Annotated in this window: 22 protein-coding genes; 15 read left to right on the forward strand and 7 right to left on the reverse strand. The window is 65.3% G+C overall.

What is annotated here, in order from left to right; translation table 11 throughout:
• Window positions 1–90: 90 nt before the first annotated feature.
• The 6 genes from AC1ROB_RS10435 (at window position 91) to AC1ROB_RS10460 (ending at window position 7,267) form a co-directional block, all read left to right on the forward strand.
• Window positions 91–1,500, forward strand: a complete 1,410-nt coding sequence (locus tag AC1ROB_RS10435) for an FAD-binding oxidoreductase (protein WP_492971243.1) — start codon at window positions 91–93, stop codon at window positions 1,498–1,500.
• Window positions 1,501–1,512: 12 nt separating this feature from the next.
• Window positions 1,513–2,277, forward strand: a complete 765-nt coding sequence (locus AC1ROB_RS10440) for a hypothetical protein (protein ID WP_492971242.1) — start codon at window positions 1,513–1,515, stop codon at window positions 2,275–2,277.
• A 66-nt stretch (window positions 2,278–2,343) separates the two neighbouring features.
• Complete coding sequence (locus AC1ROB_RS10445) at window positions 2,344–3,858, forward strand: glycosyltransferase (protein WP_492971241.1); 1,515 nt, start codon at window positions 2,344–2,346, stop codon at window positions 3,856–3,858.
• Complete coding sequence (locus tag AC1ROB_RS10450) at window positions 3,855–4,532, forward strand: acetyltransferase (RefSeq protein ID WP_492971240.1); 678 nt, start codon at window positions 3,855–3,857, stop codon at window positions 4,530–4,532. The genes AC1ROB_RS10445 and AC1ROB_RS10450 overlap by 4 nt, the downstream gene beginning before the upstream one ends.
• A 184-nt stretch (window positions 4,533–4,716) precedes the next feature.
• On the forward strand, window positions 4,717–6,105 hold the full coding sequence (locus AC1ROB_RS10455) for a class II 3-deoxy-7-phosphoheptulonate synthase (RefSeq protein ID WP_492971239.1): 1,389 nt from the start codon (window positions 4,717–4,719) through the stop codon (window positions 6,103–6,105).
• Complete coding sequence (locus AC1ROB_RS10460; RefSeq protein WP_492971238.1) at window positions 6,089–7,267, forward strand: nicotinate phosphoribosyltransferase; 1,179 nt, start codon at window positions 6,089–6,091, stop codon at window positions 7,265–7,267. The genes AC1ROB_RS10455 and AC1ROB_RS10460 overlap by 17 nt, the downstream gene beginning before the upstream one ends.
• A gap of 128 nt (window positions 7,268–7,395) precedes the next feature.
• On the opposite strand, the gene AC1ROB_RS10465 is transcribed toward AC1ROB_RS10460, so the two are convergent.
• From AC1ROB_RS10465 to curA, 3 genes are all read right to left on the reverse strand, one after another.
• The gene (locus AC1ROB_RS10465; RefSeq protein ID WP_492971237.1) at window positions 7,396–8,472 is read right to left on the reverse strand and encodes an NAD(P)H-dependent flavin oxidoreductase; all 1,077 of its coding nucleotides are present in this window, start codon (window positions 8,470–8,472) and stop codon (window positions 7,396–7,398) included.
• 118 nt (window positions 8,473–8,590) lie between these two features.
• Window positions 8,591–9,577: a Bug family tripartite tricarboxylate transporter substrate binding protein gene (locus AC1ROB_RS10470; RefSeq protein ID WP_492971236.1), complete on the reverse strand. Its 987-nt coding sequence runs from the start codon at window positions 9,575–9,577 to the stop codon at window positions 8,591–8,593.
• 49 nt (window positions 9,578–9,626) lie between these two features.
• A complete protein-coding gene (gene curA / locus AC1ROB_RS10475; RefSeq protein WP_492971235.1) occupies window positions 9,627–10,637 on the reverse strand; it encodes an NADPH-dependent curcumin/dihydrocurcumin reductase in 1,011 nt (336 codons plus the stop codon).
• A gap of 120 nt (window positions 10,638–10,757) precedes the next feature.
• Between curA and AC1ROB_RS10480 the strand changes: the two genes are divergently transcribed.
• The 5 genes from AC1ROB_RS10480 (at window position 10,758) to AC1ROB_RS10500 (ending at window position 16,624) form a co-directional block, all read left to right on the forward strand.
• Complete coding sequence (locus AC1ROB_RS10480) at window positions 10,758–12,434, forward strand: NAD+ synthase (RefSeq protein WP_492971234.1); 1,677 nt, start codon at window positions 10,758–10,760, stop codon at window positions 12,432–12,434.
• Entirely contained in the window at window positions 12,431–13,756 is a 1,326-nt protein-coding gene (gene gltX, locus AC1ROB_RS10485; protein WP_492971233.1) for a glutamate--tRNA ligase, read from the forward strand. Before AC1ROB_RS10480 ends, gltX begins: the two co-directional genes overlap by 4 nt.
• A 1-nt stretch (window position 13,757) precedes the next feature.
• The gene (gene cimA / locus AC1ROB_RS10490) at window positions 13,758–15,365 is read left to right on the forward strand and encodes a citramalate synthase (protein ID WP_492971232.1); all 1,608 of its coding nucleotides are present in this window, start codon (window positions 13,758–13,760) and stop codon (window positions 15,363–15,365) included.
• Window positions 15,365–16,177, forward strand: coding sequence for an RNA methyltransferase (locus AC1ROB_RS10495; protein WP_492971230.1), 813 nt, complete (start codon window positions 15,365–15,367; stop codon window positions 16,175–16,177). The genes cimA and AC1ROB_RS10495 overlap by 1 nt, the downstream gene beginning before the upstream one ends.
• A 144-nt stretch (window positions 16,178–16,321) precedes the next feature.
• Window positions 16,322–16,624 (forward strand): cupin domain-containing protein, encoded by a 303-nt coding sequence (locus tag AC1ROB_RS10500; protein WP_492971229.1) that lies wholly within the window; start codon window positions 16,322–16,324, stop codon window positions 16,622–16,624.
• 102 nt (window positions 16,625–16,726) lie between these two features.
• On the opposite strand, the gene AC1ROB_RS10505 is transcribed toward AC1ROB_RS10500, so the two are convergent.
• Window positions 16,727–17,248 carry a thioesterase family protein gene (locus tag AC1ROB_RS10505; protein WP_492971228.1) on the reverse strand — a complete coding sequence of 174 codons (522 nt, stop codon included), beginning with the start codon at window positions 17,246–17,248 and terminating at the stop codon, window positions 16,727–16,729.
• A 47-nt stretch (window positions 17,249–17,295) separates the two neighbouring features.
• On the opposite strand from AC1ROB_RS10505, the gene AC1ROB_RS10510 reads away from it, so the two are divergent.
• Complete coding sequence (locus AC1ROB_RS10510) at window positions 17,296–18,081, forward strand: methyltransferase domain-containing protein (RefSeq protein ID WP_492971227.1); 786 nt, start codon at window positions 17,296–17,298, stop codon at window positions 18,079–18,081.
• A 10-nt stretch (window positions 18,082–18,091) separates the two neighbouring features.
• Here the strand turns inward: AC1ROB_RS10510 and AC1ROB_RS10515 are convergent, their stop codons facing one another.
• On the reverse strand, window positions 18,092–18,781 hold the full coding sequence (locus AC1ROB_RS10515) for an FkbM family methyltransferase (RefSeq protein ID WP_492971226.1): 690 nt from the start codon (window positions 18,779–18,781) through the stop codon (window positions 18,092–18,094).
• 302 nt (window positions 18,782–19,083) lie between these two features.
• Here AC1ROB_RS10515 and AC1ROB_RS10520 point away from each other — a divergent pair, with 302 nt between their 5' ends.
• Window positions 19,084–20,832: an IlvD/Edd family dehydratase gene (locus AC1ROB_RS10520; RefSeq protein WP_492971225.1), complete on the forward strand. Its 1,749-nt coding sequence runs from the start codon at window positions 19,084–19,086 to the stop codon at window positions 20,830–20,832.
• Between the two features lie 644 nt (window positions 20,833–21,476).
• On the opposite strand, the gene AC1ROB_RS10525 is transcribed toward AC1ROB_RS10520, so the two are convergent.
• Window positions 21,477–22,538, reverse strand: a complete 1,062-nt coding sequence (locus tag AC1ROB_RS10525) for an AbrB family transcriptional regulator (RefSeq protein ID WP_492971224.1) — start codon at window positions 22,536–22,538, stop codon at window positions 21,477–21,479.
• Entirely contained in the window at window positions 22,539–23,495 is a 957-nt protein-coding gene (locus tag AC1ROB_RS10530) for a M14 family metallopeptidase (RefSeq protein WP_492971223.1), read from the reverse strand.
• A gap of 146 nt (window positions 23,496–23,641) precedes the next feature.
• Between AC1ROB_RS10530 and AC1ROB_RS10535 the strand changes: the two genes are divergently transcribed.
• Together AC1ROB_RS10535 and AC1ROB_RS10540 are read left to right on the forward strand one after the other, a co-directional pair.
• A complete protein-coding gene (locus tag AC1ROB_RS10535; RefSeq protein ID WP_492971222.1) occupies window positions 23,642–23,875 on the forward strand; it encodes a hypothetical protein in 234 nt (77 codons plus the stop codon).
• A 96-nt stretch (window positions 23,876–23,971) separates the two neighbouring features.
• Window positions 23,972–25,324 (forward strand): DUF1800 domain-containing protein, encoded by a 1,353-nt coding sequence (locus AC1ROB_RS10540; protein WP_492971221.1) that lies wholly within the window; start codon window positions 23,972–23,974, stop codon window positions 25,322–25,324.
• Window position 25,325 lies beyond the last annotated feature (1 nt).

Below are 25,325 nucleotides of genomic sequence, written 5' to 3' on the forward strand. Positions count from 1 at the left end.
GCGTATTCTGCGGCCCGCCGGCCATGGTCCGCCAATTGCTATGGGTGCGACAAAGCGCTACCTCTATTGGTATTCCAAGGAGAATACGCCATGGCCCCCGTTGCTGCCGCCCAGCCTCGTCTGACCCCCGCCGCCACTGAAGCGGCGCTTGCCGCGCTGAAGCAGCTTCTGGGCGACCGGTTCAGCACGGCCCAGGCGGTGCGCGACCAGCATGGCCGCGACGAGTCCTGGGCGACGCCGCTGCCACCCGATGCGGTGGTGTTCCCGCGCAACACCGAAGAGGTGGCCGAGGTCGTGAAGATCTGCGCCGCCCATGGCCTGCCGATCATTCCCTATGGCGCCGGCACCTCGCTGGAAGGCCATGTCACCGCTGTGCAGGGTGGCGTCACCGTCGACCTCATGCAGATGAACCAGGTGCTGAAGGTCAATGCCGAAGACCTGGACGTTGTCGTGCAGCCTGGCGTGCGCCGCAAGCAGCTCAACGAATACCTGCGCGACACCGGCCTGTTCTTCCCGATCGATCCGGGCGCCGATGCCTCGATCGGCGGCATGGTCTCCACCCGCGCCAGCGGCACCAATGCCGTGCGCTACGGCACCATGCGCGAGAATGTGCTGGCGCTGACGGTGGTGACCGCCGATGGCCGCATCATCCGCACATCGAAGCGCGCCAAGAAGTCGGCCGCCGGCTACGACCTGACGCGGCTGTATGTCGGCTCGGAAGGTACGCTCGGCATCATCACCGAAATCACCGTGAAGCTGTACGGTATCCCCGAGGCGATGGCGGCGGCCACCTGTTCGTTCGCCACCCTGGAAGGCGCGGTCAACAGCGTGATCCAGACCATCCAGGCCGGCATTCCGGTCGCCCGCATCGAACTGCTGGATGACGTGCAGGCCGATGCGATCAACAAGTATTCCAAGCTCGATCTGCCGGTGCAGAATATGCTGATGCTGGAATTCCACGGCTCCGAAGCCGGTGTGGCCGAGCAGGCCGAGATGGTGCAGGGCATTGCCTCCGAACATGGCGGCGAAGGCTTCCGGTGGGCGACCAAGGCGGAAGAGCGCGCCAAGATGTGGGAGGCACGCCACAATGCGGCCTATGCCTGCAAGGCCCTGCGCAAGGGCTGCGAGATCATGGCCACCGATGTCTGCGTGCCGATTTCGCGCCTGACCGAATGCATTCTGGAAACCAAGGAAGACGTGGTGAAGACCGGGCTGACGGCGCCGCTGGTCGGCCATGTCGGCGACGGCAACTTCCATCTCTCGGTGGTGGTCGACCGCAGCAATGCCAAGGAAGTCGAGACCGTCGAAGCCTTCAGCGAGCGCCTGGTGCATCGCGCGCTCCGCATGGAAGGCACCTGCACCGGCGAGCACGGCATCGGCCGCGGTAAGATGAAGTATCTGACTGCCGAGCATGGCGAGGCGGTGGCGGTGATGCGCGCCATCAAGAAGGCGCTCGATCCCGACAACCTGATGAATCCGGGCAAGATCTTCAGCATCTGATCCGCTGCGACCATGGCGCTGACCTATCTCTCGCTCGCCCTGGCGACCCAGGCCATGCAGCATCGCCGCGCCCGGCTTGGCGCGGAGGCAAGGCTGCAGGCGCTGACCTTCGGCTATCCCGACCTGCTGGTGCCGCAGGACATCCTGCAGAAGATGTTCGATCCGGTGCTGGTGGCCGGCCTTGGCGTGCGCACCGATGCGGCCAGGATTCTCAAATGGCACGGCCTGTCAGATGTCTGGACCGGGCCGTTCTATGACTCGATCAGTTTGTTCAACGCGCTCGGCGTCGATGTGGTGGTTTCCGATGTGGCTGTGCATCGCGGCATGGAACGCATCGTCGACCTGAACGAACCGCTGCCCGAAGACATGCGCGGCCGGTTCGATATCGTGATCGATCCGGGCACCTGCGAGCATTGCTTCAATGTCGGACAGGCTTTCCGCAATGTCTGCGATGCGGTGGCCACGGGCGGCTATCTGGTGCATTCGGCACCGCTGACCCGCACCAATCACGGCTTCTGGAATTTCTCGCCCACCGTCTATCCCGATTATCTGGGCGACAACGGCTTCCGCATCGACACCTTGCTGGGCGTGACCGGCAATCCGCGCATCGGCTACAAGACCACCAGGCTCGAACCGGTGAACCGCTTCACGCCGCCACCCGACAGCGCCATCCTGCTGCTGGCCGAGCGGCAGAAGCTGGTGCCGCATGTCTGGCCGGTGCAGCGCAAGTATCGCGGCATCATGAGCGCAAAACCGACAGAGCCGGCGCAGGGTTAAGGCTTTTTTTAGGCCGTCCGGGCATGGTCGCCGGATGATAGTGTCCCCTGATTCCGCCTGCCGCCGATGACCCAGCCAAACCTGCCGCCCGATCTGGCTGCCGCCGTCGATGCCGTGAACCGGCAGCCGGGCAATCTGGATGCGCTGCTCACGCTCGGCGGGCTGGCGCATGATTACGGCGAACATGAGCAGGCGGCCAAGGTGCGCGACCATCTGGTGCAGCTGATGGCGCAGGGAATCCAGCTCGGCCGTGCCACGCCCGATCTGGTCGCCAGCCTGCAGCTCATGCTCTACAACCGCTTCGTCAAGAAGATCGAGACCGAGGCCCATGCGCGGGCCTGCTTCCAGTCCTGGCTCGGTCCGACGGCAGACTTCGGCCGCCGCCAGCAGGATGCTGCCCTGCCGCGTCCGCTCTGGGCGCCGAGCGCGGCAAAGCCCTGGCGCACTGCCTTCCTGCTTTATGCCGAACATGTGCTGGGTCATACCGAGGCGATGCTCGAACTGCTGAAGCATCGCCCCCAGGGCCTGCCCTGGCATGACGCGCCCATCGTTTATGTCCTCGAAGGCGGCGCCGACAAACTGGATGCGCTGGTGCAGCAGACCGGCGCGCAGATCGTCAATATCGACCGCCAGCCGGATGCGCCGAAAGGCTTTGCCGCCAAGATGCAGTGGTTGCGGCGGCATATGGACGCCGAAGGCGTCAGCCATTTCGTCTGGGTCTCGGCGCCGGCCACGGCGCCCTATGCGATGGCAATGAAGCTGGCGCCGGTGCAGGTGTTCTGGACGCTGAAATTCCATCCCTTCCAGATTCCCGAAATCGACGGCTTCATCACCTATGGCGCCTGGTCGGAGCAAACGCGTGTGCAGCACGGCGAAACTTGGGATGTCGTGCCCTTCATGATGTCGAAGCCGTCGGGCGCGGTCGATCCGGCCAAGGTGGCGACAACACGGGCACGCTTCGCCCAGCATGATGTGCTGTTCGGCACGCTGGCGCGCACCGAGAAGATGAATGCCGTGCCCTTCCTCGATGCGGTGGTGCGCATCCTGCGTGAGAATCCGCAGGCCGGCTTCCTGTGGACCGGGCGCGAGCGGCTGCAGGCCATCCAGGGTCATTTCGACCAGGCCGGCGTGGCCGACCGCTGCCATTTCGTCGGCTGGGTCGATACACCCATGTACGCCCGCGTGCTCGATGTCTTTCTTGAAAGCTTTCCTTTCGGCTGCGGCCTCACCGGCATCCAGGCGCTGGAGGCGGGGACGGCCTTCCTGTCCTATGCCGCGCCGGAAACCCAGTATGGCATGCATTTCCTGCGCCCCCTGCAGCAGGGCGGCGCAGCGGCCGACGAGATTCGCCGGCTGCTGTCACCGGGCGATGACGGCCGCGCGCCCTTGCTTTATGCGCAGGATGCCGACGACTATGTCGCCACCGCCGGCCGGCTGGCGCGCGAGCCTGATTTCCGCAAGGCGGTGGGGGCGGCGGGCAATGCGTATTATCGCCGCTACCTCACCGATTCCGATGGCATGGGGCGGCGCTTCATGCAGATTCTGACAGACCTGAAAAAACCCGAGGCGGGCGCAGCATGAAACCGATTCCGTTAGTCATCCTGGGCGCCGGCGGCAATTCGCTGTCGATCCTCGACGCCGTCGATGAGATCAACCGTCGTTCACTCCGCGGCCAGGTCTACGACCTGCGCGGCTTCCTCGACGACATTCCGGCCAACAAGGGCAAAAAGGTGCTGGGCTATCCGGTGCTGGGCAAGATCGCCGATGCGCACAAGTTCGGCGACTGCCAGTTCATCAACGGCATCGCCAGCGCCGCGAGCTACACCAAGAAGCCCGATGTGAACAAGCGCGCCAAGATTCCGGCGGCGAAATACGAGACCATCATCCACCCGACCGCCACCGTCTCGCCGAACTGCAAGGTCGGCGCCGGCACTGCGATCATGGCCAACAGCGTGATCTGCGCCGAGGCCACCATCGGCGACCATGTCATCATCCTGCAGAACACCGTCATCAACCATCACTCCTCGGTGGGCGATTTCGCCACGCTGTCGTCGGGCATCACCGTGCTGGGCTTCGTCAAGATCGGCCGCAACGCCTTCATTGGCGGCGCCGCGGCGATCCGGCCCTATATCAAGATCGGTGAGAGCGCCCTGGTCGGCATGGCCTCCGTGGTGGTCAAGGATGTGGCCGCCCACAGCACCGTGGCCGGCAATCCGGCCAGGCCGCTCAAGCCCAGGGACCCGCAGCCGGCCTGATCTCCGGGCCTGAATCCGGCCCGGCAAAGGCTTGCCGCATCTGGGCTTTCCGCCCGGATGGCCTTGCTTTGGCTGTGAAATACCCGGTCTTCGCGCGGGCGGCTGGAAAAGCGTCGCCCCGGGCTCTATTCTAGCCTGATCCAAAAGTTGTAAGCCTACGAAGCAGTTAGCCCCTGAGGACCCCATGAGTGCGCGGAAATGGTCGCCGGATAGCTGGCGCAGCAAACCGATCCGGCAGGTGCCGGATTACCCCGATGCAGCCGCTTTGGCCGCTGCTGAGGAGAAGCTGTCGAAATATCCGCCGCTGGTCTTCGCCGGCGAGGCACGCAATCTGACCGCCGGCCTGGCCAAGGTGGCCGAGGGCCGCGCCTTCCTGCTGCAGGGCGGCGACTGCGCCGAGAGCTTTGCCGAATTCAGCGCCAACAATATCCGCGACACCTTCCGCGTCCTGTTGCAGATGGCTGTCGTCCTCACCTTCGGCGCGGCGCTGCCGGTGGTGAAGGTCGGCCGTCTGGCCGGCCAGTTCGCCAAGCCACGTTCGTCCGACACCGAGAAGCGCGGCGATGTCGAGCTGCCGAGCTATCGCGGCGACATCATCAACGGCATGGATTTCGACACCGCCAACCGCGTGCCGGATCCGATGCGTCAGGTGCAGGCCTACAGCCAGGCCGCCGCGACCCTGAACCTGCTGCGCGCCTTCGCCTCGGGCGGCTATGCCGACCTGCATCGCGTGCACGGCTGGAATCTCGGCTTCGTGGCGAAAAGCCCGGAAGCCGAACGCTGGCAGGATGTGGCGGCCCGCATCACCGAGACGCTGGATTTCATGGAAGCCTGCGGCATCACGCCGGAGCGCACGCCGGAAATGCGCACCGTCGATTTCTACACCAGCCACGAGGCCCTGCTGCTCGGCTACGAGCAGGCGATGACCCGCGTGGACTCGACCTCGGGCGAATGGGTCGATACCTCGGCGCATATGCTGTGGATCGGCGACCGCACCCGCCAGCTCGATGGCGCCCATGTGGAATTCCTGCGCGGCGTGCTGAATCCCATCGGCCTGAAATGCGGCCCGACGTCCGATCCGGACGAGCTGATCCGCCTGATCGATATCCTGAACCCGCAGAACCGGCCCGGCCGTCTCACCCTCATCGCCCGTATGGGCCATGAGAAGGTGCAGAAGCATCTGCCGGCGCTGGTGCGCAAGGTCGCGCAGGAAGGCCGCAGCGTGGTCTGGTCCTGCGACCCGATGCACGGCAACACGCTCACCTCCACCTCGGGCTACAAGACGCGGCCGTTCGACCGCATCCTGTCGGAAGTGCGCCAGTTCTTCGAAGTCCATCTCGCCGAAGGCACCCATGCCGGCGGCATCCATCTGGAGCTGACCGGACAGGACGTCACCGAATGCATGGGCGGTGCCCAGGCGATCGGCGACGACGACCTGTCCAGCCGCTACCACACCCATTGCGACCCGCGGCTCAATGCCTCGCAGTCGCTGGAACTGGCTTTCCTGATTGCCGAGATGCTGAAGCTCGAACGCATGAACCGGGGCAGCCAGCGCCATGCCGCACAAGCCTGAGACCAAGGCCTCTGATGTGACCCAGCTCGTGCCGCCGGCCCAGGCGGCCGAGCTGGAGCGCCAGATCGCGGCGCATACCGACACCTATTTCAAGAAGACCAAGGAAATCGTCCAGCAGACCGGCGACAAGACCGTCACCTATGCGGTCTTCATGCGCAGGCCTGTCATCTTCTGCCCGAGACTGGTTGTCGAATGGCTTGAGAAGGTGGCGGCGGCCCGCGGCGTGAAATTCGGCATCGAGCTGCTGCATGAGGAAGGCACCTGGGTCGGCGCCGGCGAGCCGCTGCTGTATCTGACTGGCGCGATGGCGCAGCTGGTCGATCTGGAAACCATCTACCTGCAGAAGCTGGGCGCCACCTGCGTCGCCGCCTACAACGCCTATTCCATGTGCTGCGATCTGCCCAATGTGCGCTTCCTCGCCATGGATGCGCGCCATTGCGCCGGCGCCGAGATGGCCGAGATGATGGCCTATGCCGCCTCGGTCGGCGGCAAGGCGGCGCGGCGCGATGTCGGCGCCGCCGGCTTCATCGGCAATGCCACCGATGCGACGGCGCATTATTTCGGCAACGAGAAGGGCTTCGGCACCATGCCGCATGCCCTGATCGGCTATGCCGGCTCGACCCTGCGCGCTGCCGAGCTTTATGCCGAGACTTTCCCCGGCGAGCAGATGACCGTGCTGGTCGACTATTACGGCCAGGAAGTCACCGACGCGCTGGCGGTGTGCAACCGCTTCCCCGAGGCTGCCAATGAAGGCCGCCTTGCTGTTCGCCTTGATACCCATGGCGGCCGCTATATCGAAGGCCTCGATCCGCAGGCGTCTTACGCCGTGCTGGAACGCCATGTGCCCAACGCCATCCGCCAGTACCGCACCGAGCATGAGCTGCGCTGGCTGGTCGGCACCGGCGTCTCGGCTGCGGCCATCTATCACATGCGCTCGACGCTCGACCGCGCCGGCTTCTTCAACGTGAAGATCGTGGCCTCAAGCGGTTTCAACGCGGCGAAGTGCAAGGTGATGGCCAGCGTCTCGGCACCGATCGATATTGTCGGCACCGGCTCGTATCTGCCCGATAGCTGGGTGGAGACCTATGCCACCGCCGATATCGTCGCCTATGACGGCGCGCCCAGCGTCAAGGTCGGCCGCGAGTTCCTGCTGCGGCGCTGAGACCACAGGTCATTCATCAATCGTCGATCCCGCGTAAGCGGGAACCCAGGGCAACCGCCTGAGCTTGTAGCTCTGGATTCCCGCTTTCGCGGGGATGACGGGATAAATAGAAATGACGGCCTTGCCAGTCACCTGCGTCCCAGTTTCGCCAGCGCTTCTGCTGCCAGCCTGCGGGTCAGCTCGCCGGCCGGCAGTTCCACGGCCAGCCGCGCCGCCTGGCCCGACCACTGGTTGCTGAACTCGCCATTGCCGGCCGGCTCCAGCTTGGCCCGGATCGGCGCCAGCGCGCTGCCGGCGGTGGGGAAGGCCGGTGCATCGGGCGACAGCGGACCCTGTTCGCGCATCAGCCGGTTCATGATGCCGCGCGCCGGCCGGCCGGTGAACAGGTTGGTCAGCGCGGTGGCGTCGCTCGGCGCACTCTTCAGCGCGGCCTTGTGATAGGGCGCGATGGTGGCTTCCGGGCTGAGCAGGTAGGCCGTGCCGATCTGCACGGCCGATGCGCCCAGCGCCAGGGCGGCGACGATGCCGCGCGCATCGCTGATGCCGCCGGCGGCGATCACCGGCACCCGCACGGCATCCACCACCTGCGGCAGCAGCGCGAACAGCCCGATCTGCTGCGACATGTCCATGGAGAGGAAATTGCCGCGATGGCCGCCGGCTTCCAGTCCCATGGCGATGATCGCGTCGCAGCCCTGCTGTTCCAGCCAGACGGCTTCCTCCACCGTGGTCGCCGAGGCGATCACTTTCGCGCCGGTGGCCTTCACGCGGTCCAGCAGCGGCTGCGGCGGCAGGCCGAAATGGAAACTCACGACTTCCGGCCTGTAGCGTTCGACCAGCTGGCAGAAGGCATCGTCGAACGGCGCGCGCCCGGTCGCCGGCAGCGGTGCTTCCGTATCCAGACCGAATTCGCGGTAATAGGGCGCCAGCCTGGCGCGCCAGGCCTGCAGCCGCGCCGGGTCCGGTGCCGCCGGCGTGTGGCAGAAGAAATTCAGGTTGAGCGGTTTGCTCGTGGCCTGGCGGATGATGTCGAGCGCCGTGCGCGCCTGCTCATGGCTCAGCATGGCGCAGGGCATCGCGCCCAGCCCGCCGGCCTCGCAGACGGCAATCGCCATCTGCGGCGTGCTGGCGCCGGCCATCGGCGCCTGCAGGATCGGCAGGTCGATGCCGAATAGATCCAGAATGCGTCGGTCGGGCCAGACGGTCATGGGTTTCCTCCGGGGCAGTTTCTTGCCGCCATCCTAGGCGCAAGCCGGTCGGCCCGCCTATGAAAAACGCCGCCGGAATTGCTCCCGGCGGCGCTGTCGGTTCTGCAGGGTGAGCCGGTTATTCCGGCTTCACATCTGCGGTCTTGATAACTTCCGCCCAGCGCTTGATGTCGTCCTGCAGGAAGGCGGCAAAGGCGGTGTGGTCCTTCACATTCACCGCCATGCCCTGGCTCATGAAGGTGGCGCGCACCGCATCGCTCTTCATGACGTTGAGCACCAGTTGGCGATAGCGGGCGAGGCCGGCTTCCGGCACGCCGGCGGGCGCGAAGAAGCCGAGCCAGGCATCGGCCTCCACGCCCTTCACGCCGGCTTCCGCAATGGTCGGCAATTCAGGAAGATGCGGCGAGCGCTTGGGCGAGGCGACTGCAATCGCGCGCAGCTTGCCGGCCTGGATCTGGCCCAGCACCGTGGGAGTCGTCGCGAAGCTGCAATCCACATGGCCACCCAGCAGGTCCTGCAGTAGCGGCGCCGAACCCTTGTAAGGCACATGGGTCATGTTGACGCCAGCCTTGGACTTGAACAGCTCGAGCGTCAGATGCGAGGCCGAACCCTGACCGGTCGAGCCGCAGTTGATCTTGCCGGGGTCTTTCTTCGCCAGCGCCAGCAGCTCGGCCACGGACTTCACCGGCAGGTCGTTCTTCACTACCAGGATATGTTGTAGGTCGGCCAGCAGGGCGATGGGGGCGAAGTCCTTCACCGGATCGTAGCCGCCGCCATTGGGCAGCAGCGAGATATTGGTGGCATGGGTCTGGTTGGTGGTGGCAATCAGCACGCTGCCGTCGGCCGGGCCGCGCGCCACGCGCAAAGATCCTATGGCGCCAGCGCCGCCGGGCACGTTTTCCACCACGATGGTCTGGCCCAGCTCCTTGGCCATTTCCTGGCTGACCAGGCGGGCGAGGCTGTCGGTCGGTCCGCCGGCCGGATAGGGCACGACGACGGTGACCGGCTTGCCCGGATTCCAGACCTGACCAAACGCAAACCGCGGCAGCAGCGCAACGGCGGCGGCGCTACCCGCGAGTTCGATGAACTGGCGACGATTGAACATGGATTTTCCTCCGCGAAACGGCTTTTTTCAAAAACGCTTGGCAGCAAGATTACAGGGATTCCGGGGCGATGCGCACCAGCTGCTTGCCGAAATTCTTGCCCGAGAGCAGCCCGATGAAAGCCTTGGGCGCATTCTCCAGCCCTTCGGCGATGTCTTCCTTGTATTTCAGCTTGCCCTGCTTGATCCAGCCGGCCATCTCCGTGATCGCGCCGGGCCAGTAGGGCATATGCTCGGAGATGATGAAGCCCTGCACCTTTGCACGGTTTACGAGAATGTGGCGCATGCCGGTGAAGGGGTAGGGCTGGCCGTTATACTGCGAGATCAGGCCGCAGATGGCGACGCGGGCAAAGCCGTTCAGGCGGTTGAACACCATTTCCATGATTTCACCGCCGACATTCTCGAAATACACATCGACGCGATCCGGCGTGGCGGCCTTGAAGGCGGCCTGCATGTCGGGCGCCTTGTAGTCGATGCAGGCGTCGAAGCCGAGTTCCTTGACCACGTAATCGCATTTGTCCTTGCCGCCGGCGATGCCGACCACGCGGCAGCCCTTGATCTTGGCGACCTGGCCGACCACGGCGCCGACCGCGCCGGAAGCGGCCGAGACGACGACGGTCTCGCCCGCCTTGGGCGCGCCGATTTCCATCAGGCCGTAATGCGCCGTGCAGCCCGGCATGCCCAGCACGCCCAGCGCGGTCGAGATTGGCGCCACCTTGGGATCGAGCACGCGCAGTTCGTTGGCCTTGGCCACCGCATAGCCCTGCCAGCCCAGCATGCCGTTCACATAGGTGCCAACCGGCAGCTTCTCGACATTGCTCTCGATCACCTGGCCGACCGTGCCGCCGCCCATCATGTCGCCCGGATTGAGATGCGCCGCGTAACTGCGCACGGCATCCATGCGGCCGCGCATATAGGGGTCGAGCGAGAGATAGACGTTGCGGATCAGAACCTGGTCCAGACCGGGTTTCGGGATGTCGCGCTGGACGATCTCGAAATCGGCCTCGGTGACGGCGCCCTTGGGGTGCTGTTTCATCAGAACTTGAGTATTTTTCGCGGACATTGAGGCCTCCCTGGCGTCTGTACGGGCTATCTAATCCCTTGGCGGCCACTGTAAACTGGCGCCCGGCTTGAGATAAGCCTGCCGTAGGGTTAAGTATCGGTCCTGAAAGCCATAAACACCATGTCCGCCGCCCCGCTAGACCGTCTCCGCATCGCCATGGCCCAGGTCAATCCGGCCGTGGGCGACATTCCCGGCAACCGCAGGCTGGTCGAGCAGGCGCGTGCGCGCGCCGCCGAGGCCCGGGCCGATCTGGTCGTCCTGCCCGAGCTGGTGATCATCGGCTATCCGCCGGAAGACCTGGTGCTGCGTCCCTCGGTGCAGGAGGCCTGCGAGGCCGCCGTGCGCGAGCTGGCCGTGCAGACCGCCGATGGCGGCCCGGCCGTGCTGGTCACCTCGCCCTGGCGCGAGAACGGCAATCTCTACAATTCCGCCCTGTTGCTCGAGGGCGGCCAGATCGCCGCCGTGCGGCACAAGCACGAACTGCCCAATTACGGCGTCTTCGACGAGAAGCGCCATTTCACCGCCGGGCCTCTGCCGGGTCCCATCGTCTTCCGTGGCGTGCGGCTGGGCGTGATGATCTGCGAAGACATGTGGCTGCCCGATGTGTCGGAATGCCTGGCCGAGACCGGCGCCGAGATTCTCGTCGTGCCGAACGGCTCGCCGTTTGAGACCGACAAATGGAACCAGCGCCTGCCGCTGGTGGTGGCGCGCGTGGTCGAGACCGGCCTGCCGCTGCTCTATGTCAACCGCACCGGCGGCCAGGACGAACTGGTCTTCGATGGCGGCGGCTTTGTCGTCAATGCCGATCACAGCCTGCCCATCCGCCAGCCGGAATTCATCGACGACTTTACGGTCAGCGAATGGCATCGCGGCAACGACGGCTGGGTCTGCGAACCGGGCAGGGTCGAAAAGCCGATGGAGCGCCTGCCCAGCATCTACCAGGCCATGGTGGAAGGCCTGCGCGACTATGTGAACCGCAACCGTTTCCCCGGCGTGGTGCTCGGCCTCTCGGGCGGCATCGATTCCGCCATCTCGGCCGCCGTCGCCGTCGATGCGCTGGGGCCGGATCGTGTGCGCTGCGTGATGCTGCCGTCGAAATACACCTCGCAGCGCAGCCTGGACGATGCCGCCGATTGCGCCAAAGCTTTGGGCGTGCCCTACGAGACCATCCCGATCGAGCCGGCCTTCGGCGCTTTCGAATGCATGCTCGGCCCGGCCTTCAAGGGCACCAAGCCCGATATTACCGAAGAGAACCTGCAGTCGCGCATCCGCGGCGTCACGCTGATGGCGCTGTCGAACAAGTTCGGCCATATGGTGCTGACCACCGGCAACAAGTCCGAGATGTCGGTCGGCTATGCCACGCTCTATGGTGACATGTGCGGCGGCTACAGCGTGCTAAAAGACGTCTACAAGATGACGGTCTACGAGCTGTCGCACTGGCGCAACGCCAACCGGCCGCTGAACAGCCTGGGCCCGGCCGGCGTGGTGATTCCGCCGGCGATCATCGAGCGGCCGCCGACGGCGGAACTGCGCGACAACCAGCTCGACCAGGACAGCCTGCCGCCGTATGAGCAGCTCGACGCCATCCTGGAAATGCTGGTGGAAAAGGAGATGCCGGTCCGCGAGATCGTCGCCAAAGGCCAGCCCGAAGACGTCGTGCGCCGCATCCAGCATCTGCTGTATATCGCCGAATACAAGCGCCGGCAGGCACCGCCCGGCGTCAACCTGACCGCGCGCAATTTCGGCCGCGGCCGCCGCTATCCGATTACCAACGCCTTCCGGGATCAGAATAAATGAGCCCGGTTGCCGTCCGTTTCGCGCCGAGCCCCACGGGCCGGCTGCATGTCGGCAACGCGCGCGGCGCGCTGCTGAACTGGCTGTTCGCGCGGAAATCCGGCGGCAGCTTCCTGCTGCGGCTGGACGATACCGACACCGCGCGCTCGACCGATGAGTTTGCCAAAGGTATCGAGACCGACCTGCGCTGGCTTGGGCTCGACTGGGACCGTTATGCGAAACAGTCGGACCGTTTCGCGCTGTACACGGCGGCGACGGAAAAACTGAAAAGCAGCGGCCGGCTCTATCCCTGCTATGAGACGGCGGAAGAACTCGACCTGCGCCGCAAGGTGCAGCTCAGCCAGAAGAAGCCGCCGGTCTATAACCGCGCCGCATTGAAACTCACCGACGACGACCGCGCGAAGCTGGAAGCCGAGGGCCGCAAGCCGCACTGGCGCTTCAAGCTGGAGCATCGCGTCACCGGCTGGGACGACCTGATCCATGGCCGCGTCGAGATCGATACGGCGAGCTTGAGCGATCCGGTGCTGGTGCGCTCGGACGGCTATCCGCTCTACACGCTCTCCTCGGTGGTCGATGACGGCGACCTTGGCATCACCCATATCATCCGCGGCGAGGATCACGTCACCAACTCGGCGTCGCAGATCCAGTTGTTCGAGGCGCTGGGCTATGCCGTGCCGGTCTTCGGGCATTTCTCGCTGCTGCTCGATGCCGAAGGCGGCGGCCTGTCCAAACGCATCGGTTCGCTGTCGCTGGCCGACCTGCGCGAGCAGGGCTACGAACCGATGGCGCTGAATTCCCTGCTGGCCCGTCTGGGCTCGGCCGATCCGGTGGAGCCGCAGCACGACAACCAGGCCTTGGTCGCGGACTTCGACCTGACGCGCTTCAGCCGCGCACCGGCCCGGCTCGATCCCCATGAACTCGACCTGCTGAACGCGAAAATCCTGCATGCGATGGATTTCGCCGCCCTGCGCGACCGCCTGCCGCCTGGCGCCACGGAAAGCTTCTGGCTCGCCATCCGTGGTAATATCGGCCGGCTGGCCGAGGCCGCCGACTGGTGGCCCGTCGTCGCTGGCGAGATCAGTCCGGTGATCGAGGATGCGGCCGTGATCGCTGCCGCCGCCGAGACCCTGCCGGCCGAGCCCTGGGACGCCGCCACCTGGAAGGCCTGGACGGCTGCAATTTCCGCCAAGACCGGCGCCAAGGGTAAGGGTCTGTTCCATCCGCTGCGCCTGGCCTTGACCGGGCGCGACAAGGGGCCTGAAATGGCGCCGCTGCTGCCGCTGATCGGACGGGATCGCGTCGTCAAGCGGCTGACGGGAGTCTGACGTGAGCAAGGACCGGGTTTATCTCTTCGACACGACGCTGCGCGACGGGGCGCAGACGCAGGGCGTCGACTTCTCGGTCGAGGACAAGCGCGTCATCGCCAGGGCGCTGGACCGGCTCGGCGTCGCCTATATCGAGGGCGGCTGGCCCGGCGCCAATCCCACCGATTCCGAATTCTTCGCCACCAAGCCGGAACTGAAGCGCGCCAAATTCGTCGCCTTCGGCATGACCCGGCGGCCGGGCCGCTCGACCGACAACGATCCCGGCCTCGCTGCGATCCTCAATGCCAGCGCCGATTCCGCCTGCCTGGTGGGCAAGAGCTGGGATTTCCAGGTCGATGTGGCGCTCGGCATTCCGCTTTCCGAGAATATCGAACTGATCTCCGACAGCATCGCGGCGGCGCATAAGAAATTCGGCGAGGCGATGTTCGATGCCGAGCATTTCTTCGATGGTTACAAGGCCAATCCAAAGTTCGCCTTTGACTGCCTGAAGGCGGCGCTGGACGCCGGTGCGCGCTGGGCCGTGCTCTGCGACACCAATGGCGGCACCATGCCCTGGGAAGTCGAACGCATCGTCAGTGAAGTCGTGCAGAAACTCGGCGACGGCTCGCGCCTTGGCGTGCATACCCATAACGACACCGAAAATGCCGTGGCCAACACGCTGGCCGCCGTGAAAGCCGGCGTGCGCCAGGTGCAGGGCACGCTGAACGGCCTGGGCGAGCGCTGCGGCAATGCCAACCTCATCGCGCTGATTCCCTCGCTGATGCTCAAGCCCTGGTTCGCCGACCATGTCGATATCGGCCTGAGCGAACAGGACCTGACCCATCTGACCGCCACCTCGCGCACGCTGGACGAGCTGCTCAACCGCGCGCCGAACCGCCATGCGGCTTACGTGGGCGCCTCGGCCTTCGCGCATAAAGGCGGCCTGCATGTCTCGGCGGTGATGAAAGACCCGCGCACCTACGAGCATGTGCCGCCGGAAAGCGTGGGCAACAAGCGCCAGATCCTGATCTCCGACCAGGCCGGCCGCTCGAATCTGCTGGTGCGGCTGACCGAGGCCGGCATCGCCTACGATCCGAATGACAGCCGGCTGAATGCGCTGCTGGAGGATGTGAAGCAGCGCGAGGCCCAGGGCTATTCCTACGACGGCGCCGAGGCGAGTTTCGAAATCCTGGCGCGCCGCACGCTCGGCCAGATGCCTGACTTTTTCAAGATCCGCAGCTTCCGCGTCCAGGTCGAGCGCCGCTTCAATGCCCGCGCCGAACTGGTGACCATCTCGGAAGCCACGGTGAAGCTGGATGTCGATGGCCAGACGCTGTTCTCGGTGGCCGAAGGCAACGGCCCGGTCAATGCGCTCGACCAGGCGCTGCGCAAGGACCTTGGCCGCTACCAGAGCTATATCGACGACCTGCGGCTGGCCGATTTCAAGGTGCGTATCCTCAATGGCGGCACCGATGCGACCACGCGGGTGATGATCGAAAGCACCGATGGCCAGGGCAATCGCTGGTTCACCGTCGGCGTCTCGCCCAACATCATCGACGCGGCCTTTGTGGCGCTGATGGATTCGATCCAGTGGAAGCTGCTGCGCGACGGCGCCCAGCCTTCCAAGTAATGCCGACCAACAGACCCAAGCTCGGGAAATTCGCGCCGCCGGGGCCGCTACGGCGCGGACCGGTGGTGGTGCTGGTCGAGCCGCAGCTCGGTGAGAATATCGGCGCCGCCGCCCGTGCCATGCTGAACTGCGGCATCACCGAACTGCGCCTGGTCAATCCGCGCGACGGCTGGCCCAACCCGGCCGCCTATGTGCTGGCCAGCAAGGCCGATCCGGTGCTGGATGCGGTCAGCGTGTTCAAAAGCACCGCCGAGGCGGTGGCCGATCTTCATCGCATCTATGCCACCACGGCGCGCCATCGCGACATGATGAAAGAGGTGGTCACGCCGCGCGAGGCCGCCGCCCGCATGCGCGCCGAGGAGCGTGATGGCTTCCGCGTCGGGATTCTGTTCGGCCGCGAACGCACCGGACTGGATAACGAGGATGTGGCGTTGGCTCATGTCGGCATCAGCGTGCCGCTCAATCCCGGCTTCTCGTCATTGAACCTCGCCCAGGCCGTGCTGCTGCTCGGCTATGAATGGTTCACGGCAAACGACGACACCGCGCCGAGCCGGCTCGACACCGTGCGCGGCGGTTTCGCCACCCAGGAAGAGCTGCAGGGCCTGTTCGACCATCTGGCCGACGAGCTGGACAAATCCGCCTTCTTCCACAATGTCGAGCCCAAGCGTGGCGCCATCCTGCGCAACCTGCGCTCGGCTTTGCAGCGCGTGCCGCTGGCCAGCCAGGAGGTCCATACCTTCCGCGGCATGCTGAAGGCGATCGCGCAGGGGCGGCCGCTGCGCGCGGCCCTGCGCAAGAAACAGCAGGACTAGGCCTCACAATAGACCGTCATCCTTGGGTTTATTCCGAGAGTGACGGCTTTTCTGTTTGCTGCGGATTGCAGCGTGACAATTCCGCGCTTGTCCGGTTCTGCCGCCACGGCCTAGGATCGGCGCAGCGAAAACAGGAGAGCCCCCATGTGCCAGGCGACCGGATCAGCCACCCCGACCCAGCAGGCCGACGACGAGCGCGTGCGCATCACGCGCTGGGATTTCGCGCCCGGCGCTGCCACCGGTTTCCATGTGCACCAGTATCCCTACACGGTGACCTACCTGACCGACGCCATGATGAAGATCATTGCCCAGGATGGCAGCGAAAGCCTGATCGAGATGCAGGCCGGCGGCAGCTATTCGCGCCCCAAGGGCGTGGCCCATGACGTGATCAACGCCGGCAAGGCCGCGATGGCCTTCGTGGAAGTCGAGATCAAGATCGGGGCGTAAGACGCCAAAGCCGTCACCCTGGGCATGACCCGGGGTCCCATTTGTTTTGGCCTTCAAAAATGGGATCCCGGCTCTCCGCTTCGCTGCGGCCGGGATGACGATTTATGGTTTCTTCGTCATGCCGATGCTTTTGCCGGCCTGGCGCGGTTTCGGCAGTTTGGCATGGCCGGCCAGCATGTTGGCGAACAAGGTCTGGTGTTCGGGCAGGAAGGGACTGGAGCGCCGCGTCGCCAGATCCACATGCACCAGGATCTGCTCGCTCGTCGCCGCCAGATAGCCCTTCTCGGCGTGATGCATCTGCATGAAGTAATGGATGCGCTTGGCGTCGAAATCCAGCAGCTGGAAGGTGAAGCGTAAACGATCGCCCTCCAGCACCTCCTGCAGGTAACAGACATGGGTCTCCAGCACGAAGGTGGAGAGATTGGTGCGCTGCACATAGGACCAGTCGAGATCGAAGGGCGTGAAGAACCTGTCCAGCGCCTGGTCGAAGATCACGTTGTAATAGCCGACATTCATATGGCCGTTGGCATCTATGTGCTCAGGCTGGACAGCCATGCCGGTCAGCTCCAGCGGCGCGTCGAAGGCCTGTTGAGCGTAATCGCGCCGGTCTTGAGAAGAATTCATAACAAATCGCCTTGCCGGTTTCGTTTCCTCGGGTAGCCTTGGTAATCATGTCCTGGGACCCGACGCAATACCTGAAATTCGCCGGCGAGCGGCTGCGCCCCGCACTCGACCTGCTGGCCCGCGTGCCGCTGGCGGCGCCTGACCTCCATGCGGAAATGCGGGTGGTCGATCTCGGCTGCGGTCCCGGCAACCTGACGCCGCTGCTGCGGCAGCGCTGGCCGCAGGCCCAGCTCACCGGCGTCGATGCTTCAGCCACCATGCTGGCCAAGGCGCAGGCCGATTATCCGACCGCGCGCTTCATTGAAGCCGATATCGCCGCCTGGCAGCCCGACGCGCCGGTCGACCTGATCTACAGCAACGCGGCACTGCAATGGCTCGGCGATCACGAGACGCTGTTCCCCGGCCTGCTGCAGGGGCTGAAACCCGGCGGCTGGCTGGCGGTGCAGATGCCGCGCAACCACGGCGCCAAATCCCATACCTGCATCACCGACACGATTGAGCTCGGGCCCTGGCGGTCGCGGCTGGAGCCGCATCTGCGGCGTTATCCGGTGGCCGAGCCGGCGGTTTACTGGCGCATCCTGCAGCAGCACTGCGCCACGCTCGAGATCTGGGAGAGCGAATATCTGCAAGTGATGTCGGGCGCCAATCCGGTGGCCGAATTCACCAAGGGCAGCGCGCTCAAGCCCTTCCTCGATCGCCTGGAGGAACCCGAGCGCAGCGTCTTCGAGGCCGACTATCGCGCCCGCATTGCCCAGGCCTATCCGCGCGAAGAGGACGGCCGCACGCTGTTTCCCTTCCGCCGCCTGTTCATCCTGGCCCAGAAGCCGCTTTAGGCCGGCGCGTTCACGCCTTCAGGAAAATGAACGTCGGCCGCACCCAGGAGTGCAGCGCATAGCCGCGTTCGGTAAGGAAACGATAGACCGGGCTTTGCAGCGCCGCCGCGATCTCGCCATGGATTTCCACCGAAATGCAGCCCGGCGCGATGCGGTCGAAATCCAGCCCGCCCAGCACGCCCATCTCGGCGCCTTCCACATCGATATTCAGGTAATCGACGCGGGTGATGCCGGCGTCATGCAGGATATCGCGCAAGGGCCGGCAGGGCACAGTGGCGGCGATATAGCTGGTCTTGAACCGCCGGGCCCATTCATCGGCCACGGCCTTGTCGGTGGTGTCGAGCGCGCTGCCGTCGCCGAAGACATAGGCGGTGATCTCGCCGGGCTCCTTGGTCACGGCGCAGCAGACATTGCGGTCGCGCGGGCGGTCGAAATCGAACAGCGCGATCTTGCGCGGCGAGATGTCGATATTGACGCCGTGCCAGCCGCGCTCGTACAGCGCGCGGGTATTGGAATAGCGGCGCGGATGGAAACAGCCGACATCGACATAGATGCCGTCGCGGCGGCCGTCGAACAGGGTCAGCAGGCTGATATCCTCGCCATACTGCGACCAGGATTTGCGCCACCAGCGTTTGCGCAGCAGCCGTAATTTCTCGCGCAGCGACGGTCTGGCCCGCCACGCATCCGCCGGAACTCCCATAACGCCCGCATCTCCCGCTGTGTCCGGCGCGAGTATAGGCAGGGCCGGGCGCCAACTCCAGCCGCGGCAGGAAGGTCACTACAGGCCCGGTTCGACAGGACACCACAGGCCGTCATCCTCGGATTTATTCCGAGGATCCATCGGCGCTAACCCGCGCGCCACGGCCATGGGATGGACCCTCGGGACAAGCCCGAGGGTGACGATCTTTTCGATCTTTGTGGGATGCGATCATGCCACGGGGAGGGCTGGTGTAGCGGCTACCGGCGCGATACAAAAAAGCCTCGTCCCTGGGAGTGAACTCTATGTCCGACAAGAAGCCCGCCGCCAAACCCGCCGCCGCCCAGGCCCGGGGCATGAAGCGCAACCTCGCCAATTACGGCGATGCCGGCTTCTCCGTCTTCCTGCGCAAGGCCTTCATCAAGGCGCTGGGCTATACCGACGAGGCGCTGGAGCGGCCGATCATCGGCATCGTCGATACGGACTCGGGCTACAATGCCTGTCACCGCAATGTGCCCGACCTGATCGAGGCGGCCTCGCGCGGCGTCATGCTGGCCGGCGGCATCCCGGTGCCGTTTCCGGTGATCTCGATCCAGGAAAGCTTCGCCAATCCCACCAGCATGTATCTGCGCAACCTGATGGCGATGGATGCGGAAGAGATGATCCGCGCCCAGCCGATGGACGCGGTGATCCTGATGGGCGGCTGCGACAAGACCGTGCCGGCGCTTCTCATGGGCGCCGCCAGCGCCAATGTGCCGGCCATTATGCTGGTGACAGGACCTATGCTGGCAGGATCGTGGCGCGGCGAGAAGCTCGGCGCCTGCACGGACTGCCGCCGCTTCTGGGCGCGCTACCGCGCCGGCGAGGTCAACGACCAGGAGATCAACGAGGTCAATTCCGAACTGGCGCCCACCATCGGCACCTGCGGCGTGATGGGCACGGCGTCCACCATGGCGCTCACGGTGGAAGCGCTCGGCATGATGCTGCCCGGTGGCGCCGCTGTGCCGGCGGTGCATGCCGAACGTCGCCGTCTGGCTGAACAGACCGGCACGCGCGCCGTGGCGATGGCGGCCGAAGGCCTGACGCCGGACAAGATCCTGACGCCGGCGGCCTATCGCAACGCGCTGCGCGTGCTGCTCGCGGTCGGCGGCAGCACCAATGCGCTGATTCATCTGACGGCCATGGCAGGCCGCAGCGGCATTGCCGTCGACCTCGAAGGCTACGACAAAATGGGCCGCGAGACGCCGGTGCTGGTCGATCTGAAACCCACCGGTCAGCATTACATGGAAGACCTGCACAAGGCCGGCGGTCTGACGCCGATCCTGCGCGAGCTGGGTAGCCTGATCGAGCGCGACTGCCTCACCGTCACCGGCAGGACGCTGGGCCAGAATATCGACGCCATGCCGCCCAATTGGAAACAGGACGTGATCCGTACCATGGCCGCGCCCGTGTACAAAAACGGCGCGATGGCGGTGCTGCGCGGCAACCTCGCGCCCGACGGCGCCATCATCAAGCAGGCGGCAGCGACGCAAAGCCTCTTGCAGCATGAAGGCCGCGCCGTGGTCTTCGACAGCCTGCCCGACATGGCCGCGCGTCTGGACTCTGCCGATCTCGATGTGAAACCCGATGACATCCTGGTGCTGCGCAACGCCGGCCCCAAGGGCGCGCCGGGCATGCCCGAGGCCGGCTATATCCCGATCCCGAAAAAGCTGGCGCAGCAGGGCGTGAAAGACATGGTGCGCATCTCGGACGCGCGCATGAGCGGCACGGCTTACGGCACCATCGTGCTGCATATCGCGCCGGAATCTGCCGCCGGCGGTCCGCTGGCGCTGGTGAAGACGGGCGACCGCATCAGGCTCGACACCGAAGGCCGCCGCATCGATCTGCTGGTGGACGAGGCCGAGCTACTAAAGCGCCGCGTCGCGCTGCCGCCGCTGCCCTCAGGCGAAGGCCGCCGCGGTTACGAGCGGCTCTATTTCGATACGGTGACCCAGGCCGAACAGGGCTGCGACTTCGATTTCGCCCTGCCGGCGATTACGAAAAAGGTGCCGTGAAGATTAAATCTCTTTAATCTCATTGACGCCGCAGGGCGGAGTCTTACCTGACAGCAGACTCTGCCGTTCTTGCCCATCGTGAATCTGCTCCCGCATAACCCGGTACGCGCGACCGGGTCGTCATGGCTTGGTCCTGTGCGGATCGGTCGGCATGGCGCGCCGGAAGCCAAACGAACGCCAGCGAAGCCAAACGAACACCCGAGAACGCAAACGAAGCGGCGCGAACAGAGTCGAATAAGACTCGAATAAGCCGGAATAAGACTCGCATAAGCCTCCGCCAGCCCGCGATTGCCATACACCGGTATGAAAAGGCTGAGCTCAGACTGGCTTGCAAAGGCCGCAGATGGTTCCAGATGGCCAGGCTTGGCCAAGTTTGGCTCTAGGATGGCTCAGATTGGCAATGCTTGGTTCGGTTTGGCGCGCTGTGCAGCCGGCCGGTCCTGACAGATCAGCGGGTTAGGTCTGAAAACCCTCATTGCCGTGCGGCAGGACGCTCGGCGGTCCGTTTCATCGGCATAAGGACCGGATAAGCCGGCATAAGGATCGAATACGCCGGAATAAGACTCCAATAAGCGCAAATAAGGATCGAATAAGCGCAAATAAGAGTCGAATAAGACTCGGATAAGCCCGGATAAAGCCGGCTCTCAGTCCGTCGGTTTCGCCTTCAGGCCCAGCAGCCGGAAGGCGAAGGGCACGGCGATCACCACCACGGCGATGCGGAAAATATGCATCGATGCCACGATGGCGACCTCGACGCCGAGGCCGAGCGCCACCAGGCTCATCTCGGCCATGCCGCCGGGCGACAGCACCAGCATCAGCGCCTCGCTCTTGATGCCGGCCCAGTCGGCGAACCACACCGTCATCACCACCGCCACCGCCAACATGGCAAAGGTGGCGAGCACGGCATAGGTGGCGATGCGGCCGACCTCTTTTAGCGGCGTGCCGACGAAGCGGCAGCCGAGCGCCGCGCCCATCACCACCTGCGCGGTGGCGACCAGTTCCGGCGGCGGCGCCGCATGCGACCAGCCGAACAGGTGCACGATGGCCGAGACCACCATCGGCCCGACCAGCTGGGCGGCGGGGATGCGCAGGAAGCGCGCCGCATACCAGCCGACCACGCCGCAGGCCACCAGCAGCGCGCCTTCATGCCATGGCAGCTGCCACATATGCGGGCCCTGCGCCATCGGCGGCACGTTGAGGTTTTCCACGAAGCGGAAATACACCGGCACGGTCATCACGGTGATGAAGACGCGCAGCGCATGGGTCAGGATGATGCTGCGGCCGTCGCCGCCGTAATGTTCCCCCACCAGGGTCATTTCCTGCAGGCCGCCGGGCGCCGCCGAGAAATAGGCGGTCACCGGATCGAGCCGCGCCAGCCGACGGAACATCACGTAGCAGATCGCGGTGACGATCGGGATATAGACCAGCATCAGCACGATCAGCCCGATCCATTCGCGGGCGCGCTCGATCATTTCGGGCTTGAAGGTGCTGCCCAGCATGACGCCGATCACCGTGATCATGATGGCGCGCAGCAGTGGGTTGACGGTGATGCGGATTTTCTTGTCCAGCCCGGCCAGCGCGCAGAGCCCGACCAGGAACATGCTGCCCAGCATCCAGGCCAGCGGCATGCGCAGGTACAGAAAGGCCGCGCCGCCCACTGCGCCGATGCACAGAGCAGGCAGGCTGAAGCCGAGCTGTCTGAACATTTACGCGGTGATGTAGCGGCCGAGCCGCACGGCGGTCTGGCCCGGTTTCAGCCGCTTGGTCGGCATGATCAGCACGCAGTCGTCATAGGGCGTGGCGATGGGCTGCGTGCCGTCATGGGCGATCACTGTACCAGCGGCGGGAATCGCTTCCAGTCCGGTAAAGGCTTGCGCAAAGGCGAAGCTCTCGGTGGCGATGGTGACGGCCTCGGTCACCTCGACGAATTTCTGCGGCTGCGCCGGCCGCGGCGTCACGCCATGGCGGGCCAGGTCGGCATCGGTGGCCAGGCCGGTGCTTTTCAGGAAACGGAACACGGTTTCGATCGCCACGGTTTTGCTGGCCTGGTCCCAGTGCTGGCCGCATTCCACCAGCAGGGCATTCTTGGCGCTGTCGGGATCGCCGAAGCCGCCATAGTCGCGCATGCGCAGGCCCGCCTTGTGGCCCTGGTCGGCCACCACGGTGGCTGGCACGCCGACCTGGGCGGCCAGTGTGCGGCCCTTGGCCAGCGGACCCGACAGCATCAGCGGCGGCGAGGGCTGCTGCATCGAATGCACGTCCAGCAGCAGATCGACCTCGGCAATCAGCGGCTCGATCTCGCGGGCGCGGTCCAGCTCGATGGAGCGGCGGTCGCCGTCCAGCGCATTGGCGCCCCAGACGCGGTTCATGTCCTCGTCGATGAAGCGCGAGGCGGCCGGCTCGTCGGGATCGAAACGGGTATAGGCGGCGACGTTGCAGAAGATCAGCGTCAGCTTGCCTTGGGCCGGGCGGAATTTCTCGCGCAGCAAAAGGTCCAGCACATGGGCGCCGCAGACCTCGTTGCCATGCACCAGCGCGGTGATCGCCACATGCGGACCGGGCAGGCCGGAATCGAACTGGTGCGCATAGGGGACGCCGGTATTGCCCTCGCGGTACTGGGCGATCGGGATGGGCAGCAGGGGATTGGGAGGCAGAGCGGTCATCGGTCCGTTCAATGTCGATTTATGGGGAGATTATGCGATGAGAATCGATAGCAGGCAGTGTAGCGCCATCGTCCGGGCCAGCCCAGCGGCAGGGTGGGGTTGAGTCCCCGGTTGAGGAATATTCCACCCTCCGCTAGGGTTGCGGCATGACGACGATTACGGGTGCATCCGGTATTTCCGTTGCTCTGGCGGGCCTGGCCCGCGCCGAACAGGCGCAGCTTGTCGCGCTGAAGGCGGTGAGCAGCGGCAGCCTCAATGCCGATGTGATGGCCCAGGCCGCCGCCCTGCTGCAGGGTGCGCAGGGCCAGGAGGGGGCCTCGGCCATCGCGCTCAAGGCGCAGCTTGACCAGCAGGGCCTGTTCATCGACCTGCTGGCCTGACTTCGGGATTTGTCACAGGGCATTTGTCACAGCGGACGGCGCAGGATTGCCGCCGCCGGGACGTGAACTGCGGTATCCTTGCATGAACAGGTGTCCATGCTGTCTGCCAGTGCCATCCACGCCGCCAACCGCTTCGGCCTCGGCATCCGCCCCGCCGATGCGGCGGCGCTGGAGTCCGATCCGCGCGGCTGGCTGAAGGGCCAGGTGCCGGCGAAGGGCAGTGCGGCGGTCATGCCGGCGGCGCTCGCCAGCCTGCCCTCGGCCCAGAGCCAGGCCAGCGCCTTCTATGCCTATCGCCAGGCGAAGCAGAAGGATCTGGCCGAGGCCGAGAAGGCCGCGCGCCAGGTGCTGCAGCAGAATATCCAGACCGAACTGACGACGCTGTTCCAGGCGCAGGCGCAGAGCGACGCGCCCTTTGCCGAACGCTGGGTGCAGTTCTGGGCCAACCATTTCACCGTCGCCGGCCGCGACCAGATCGTTATGGCGCTGGTTGGCGCCTATGAACGCGAGGCGATCAGGCCCCATGCCTTCGGCCGCTTCTCCGACATGCTGCTCGCCGTCACCGGCCATCCGGCGATGCTGCTCTATCTCGACAATGCCTCATCGCTGGGGCCATCGTCGAAGGCCGGCGCGCGCCGCCAGGTCGGCCTCAACGAGAATCATGCGCGCGAGATCCTGGAGCTGCACACCATCAGCCCGGCGGCGCATTACACCCAGGCCGATGTGATCGCGCTGGCGAAGATCCTCACCGGCTGGTCGGTCGGCCGCAATCCGCAGGAGGGCTGCACGCTGGGCGCCGCCTGCTTCCGCCCCAATATCCACGAGCCCGGCCCGCAGGCGCTGCTGGGCTACAATTTCAGCCAGCAGAGTTCCGACCAGGGCATCGCCGCCCTGCAGATGCTGGCCGCCCAGCCCGAGACGGCGCAGCATCTGGCGCTGAAGCTGGCCCGTCATTTCATCGCCGACGATCCGCCGCCGGGTGCTGTTGCCACCCTGGCGAAAACCTTCCGCGACACGCAGGGCGACCTGCGGCAGCTGGCGCTGACGCTGATCGACCTGCCCGAAGCCTGGGATCCGCAATACCGCAAGCTGCGCAATCCGCGCGACTTCATGCTGGCCGCCGTGCGGCTCAGCAATGCCGATCTGCCGCCGCAGCGCTTCATCGGCCTACTGCGGCAATTCGGCCAGGCACCGTTCCAGCCGCCGTCTCCCGCTGGCTGGTCCGATCGCGCCAATGAATGGATGGCGCCCGACGCGCTGCGCCAGCGCATCGAACTGGCCTTCGTACTGGCCCAGCGCGCGCGCAACAGCACTGAGCCGATGACGCTGCTCGATCTCGCCATCGGTGCACGGGCCCGGCCCGATACGCGGCAGGCGGTGCAGCGGGCCGAAAGCCGCCCCGCCGCGCTCGCCACCGTGCTGGCGGCGCCGGAATTCCAGTGGCGGTGAG

The organism is Ferrovibrio sp. GW821-FHT12F09, assembly GCF_058806775.1.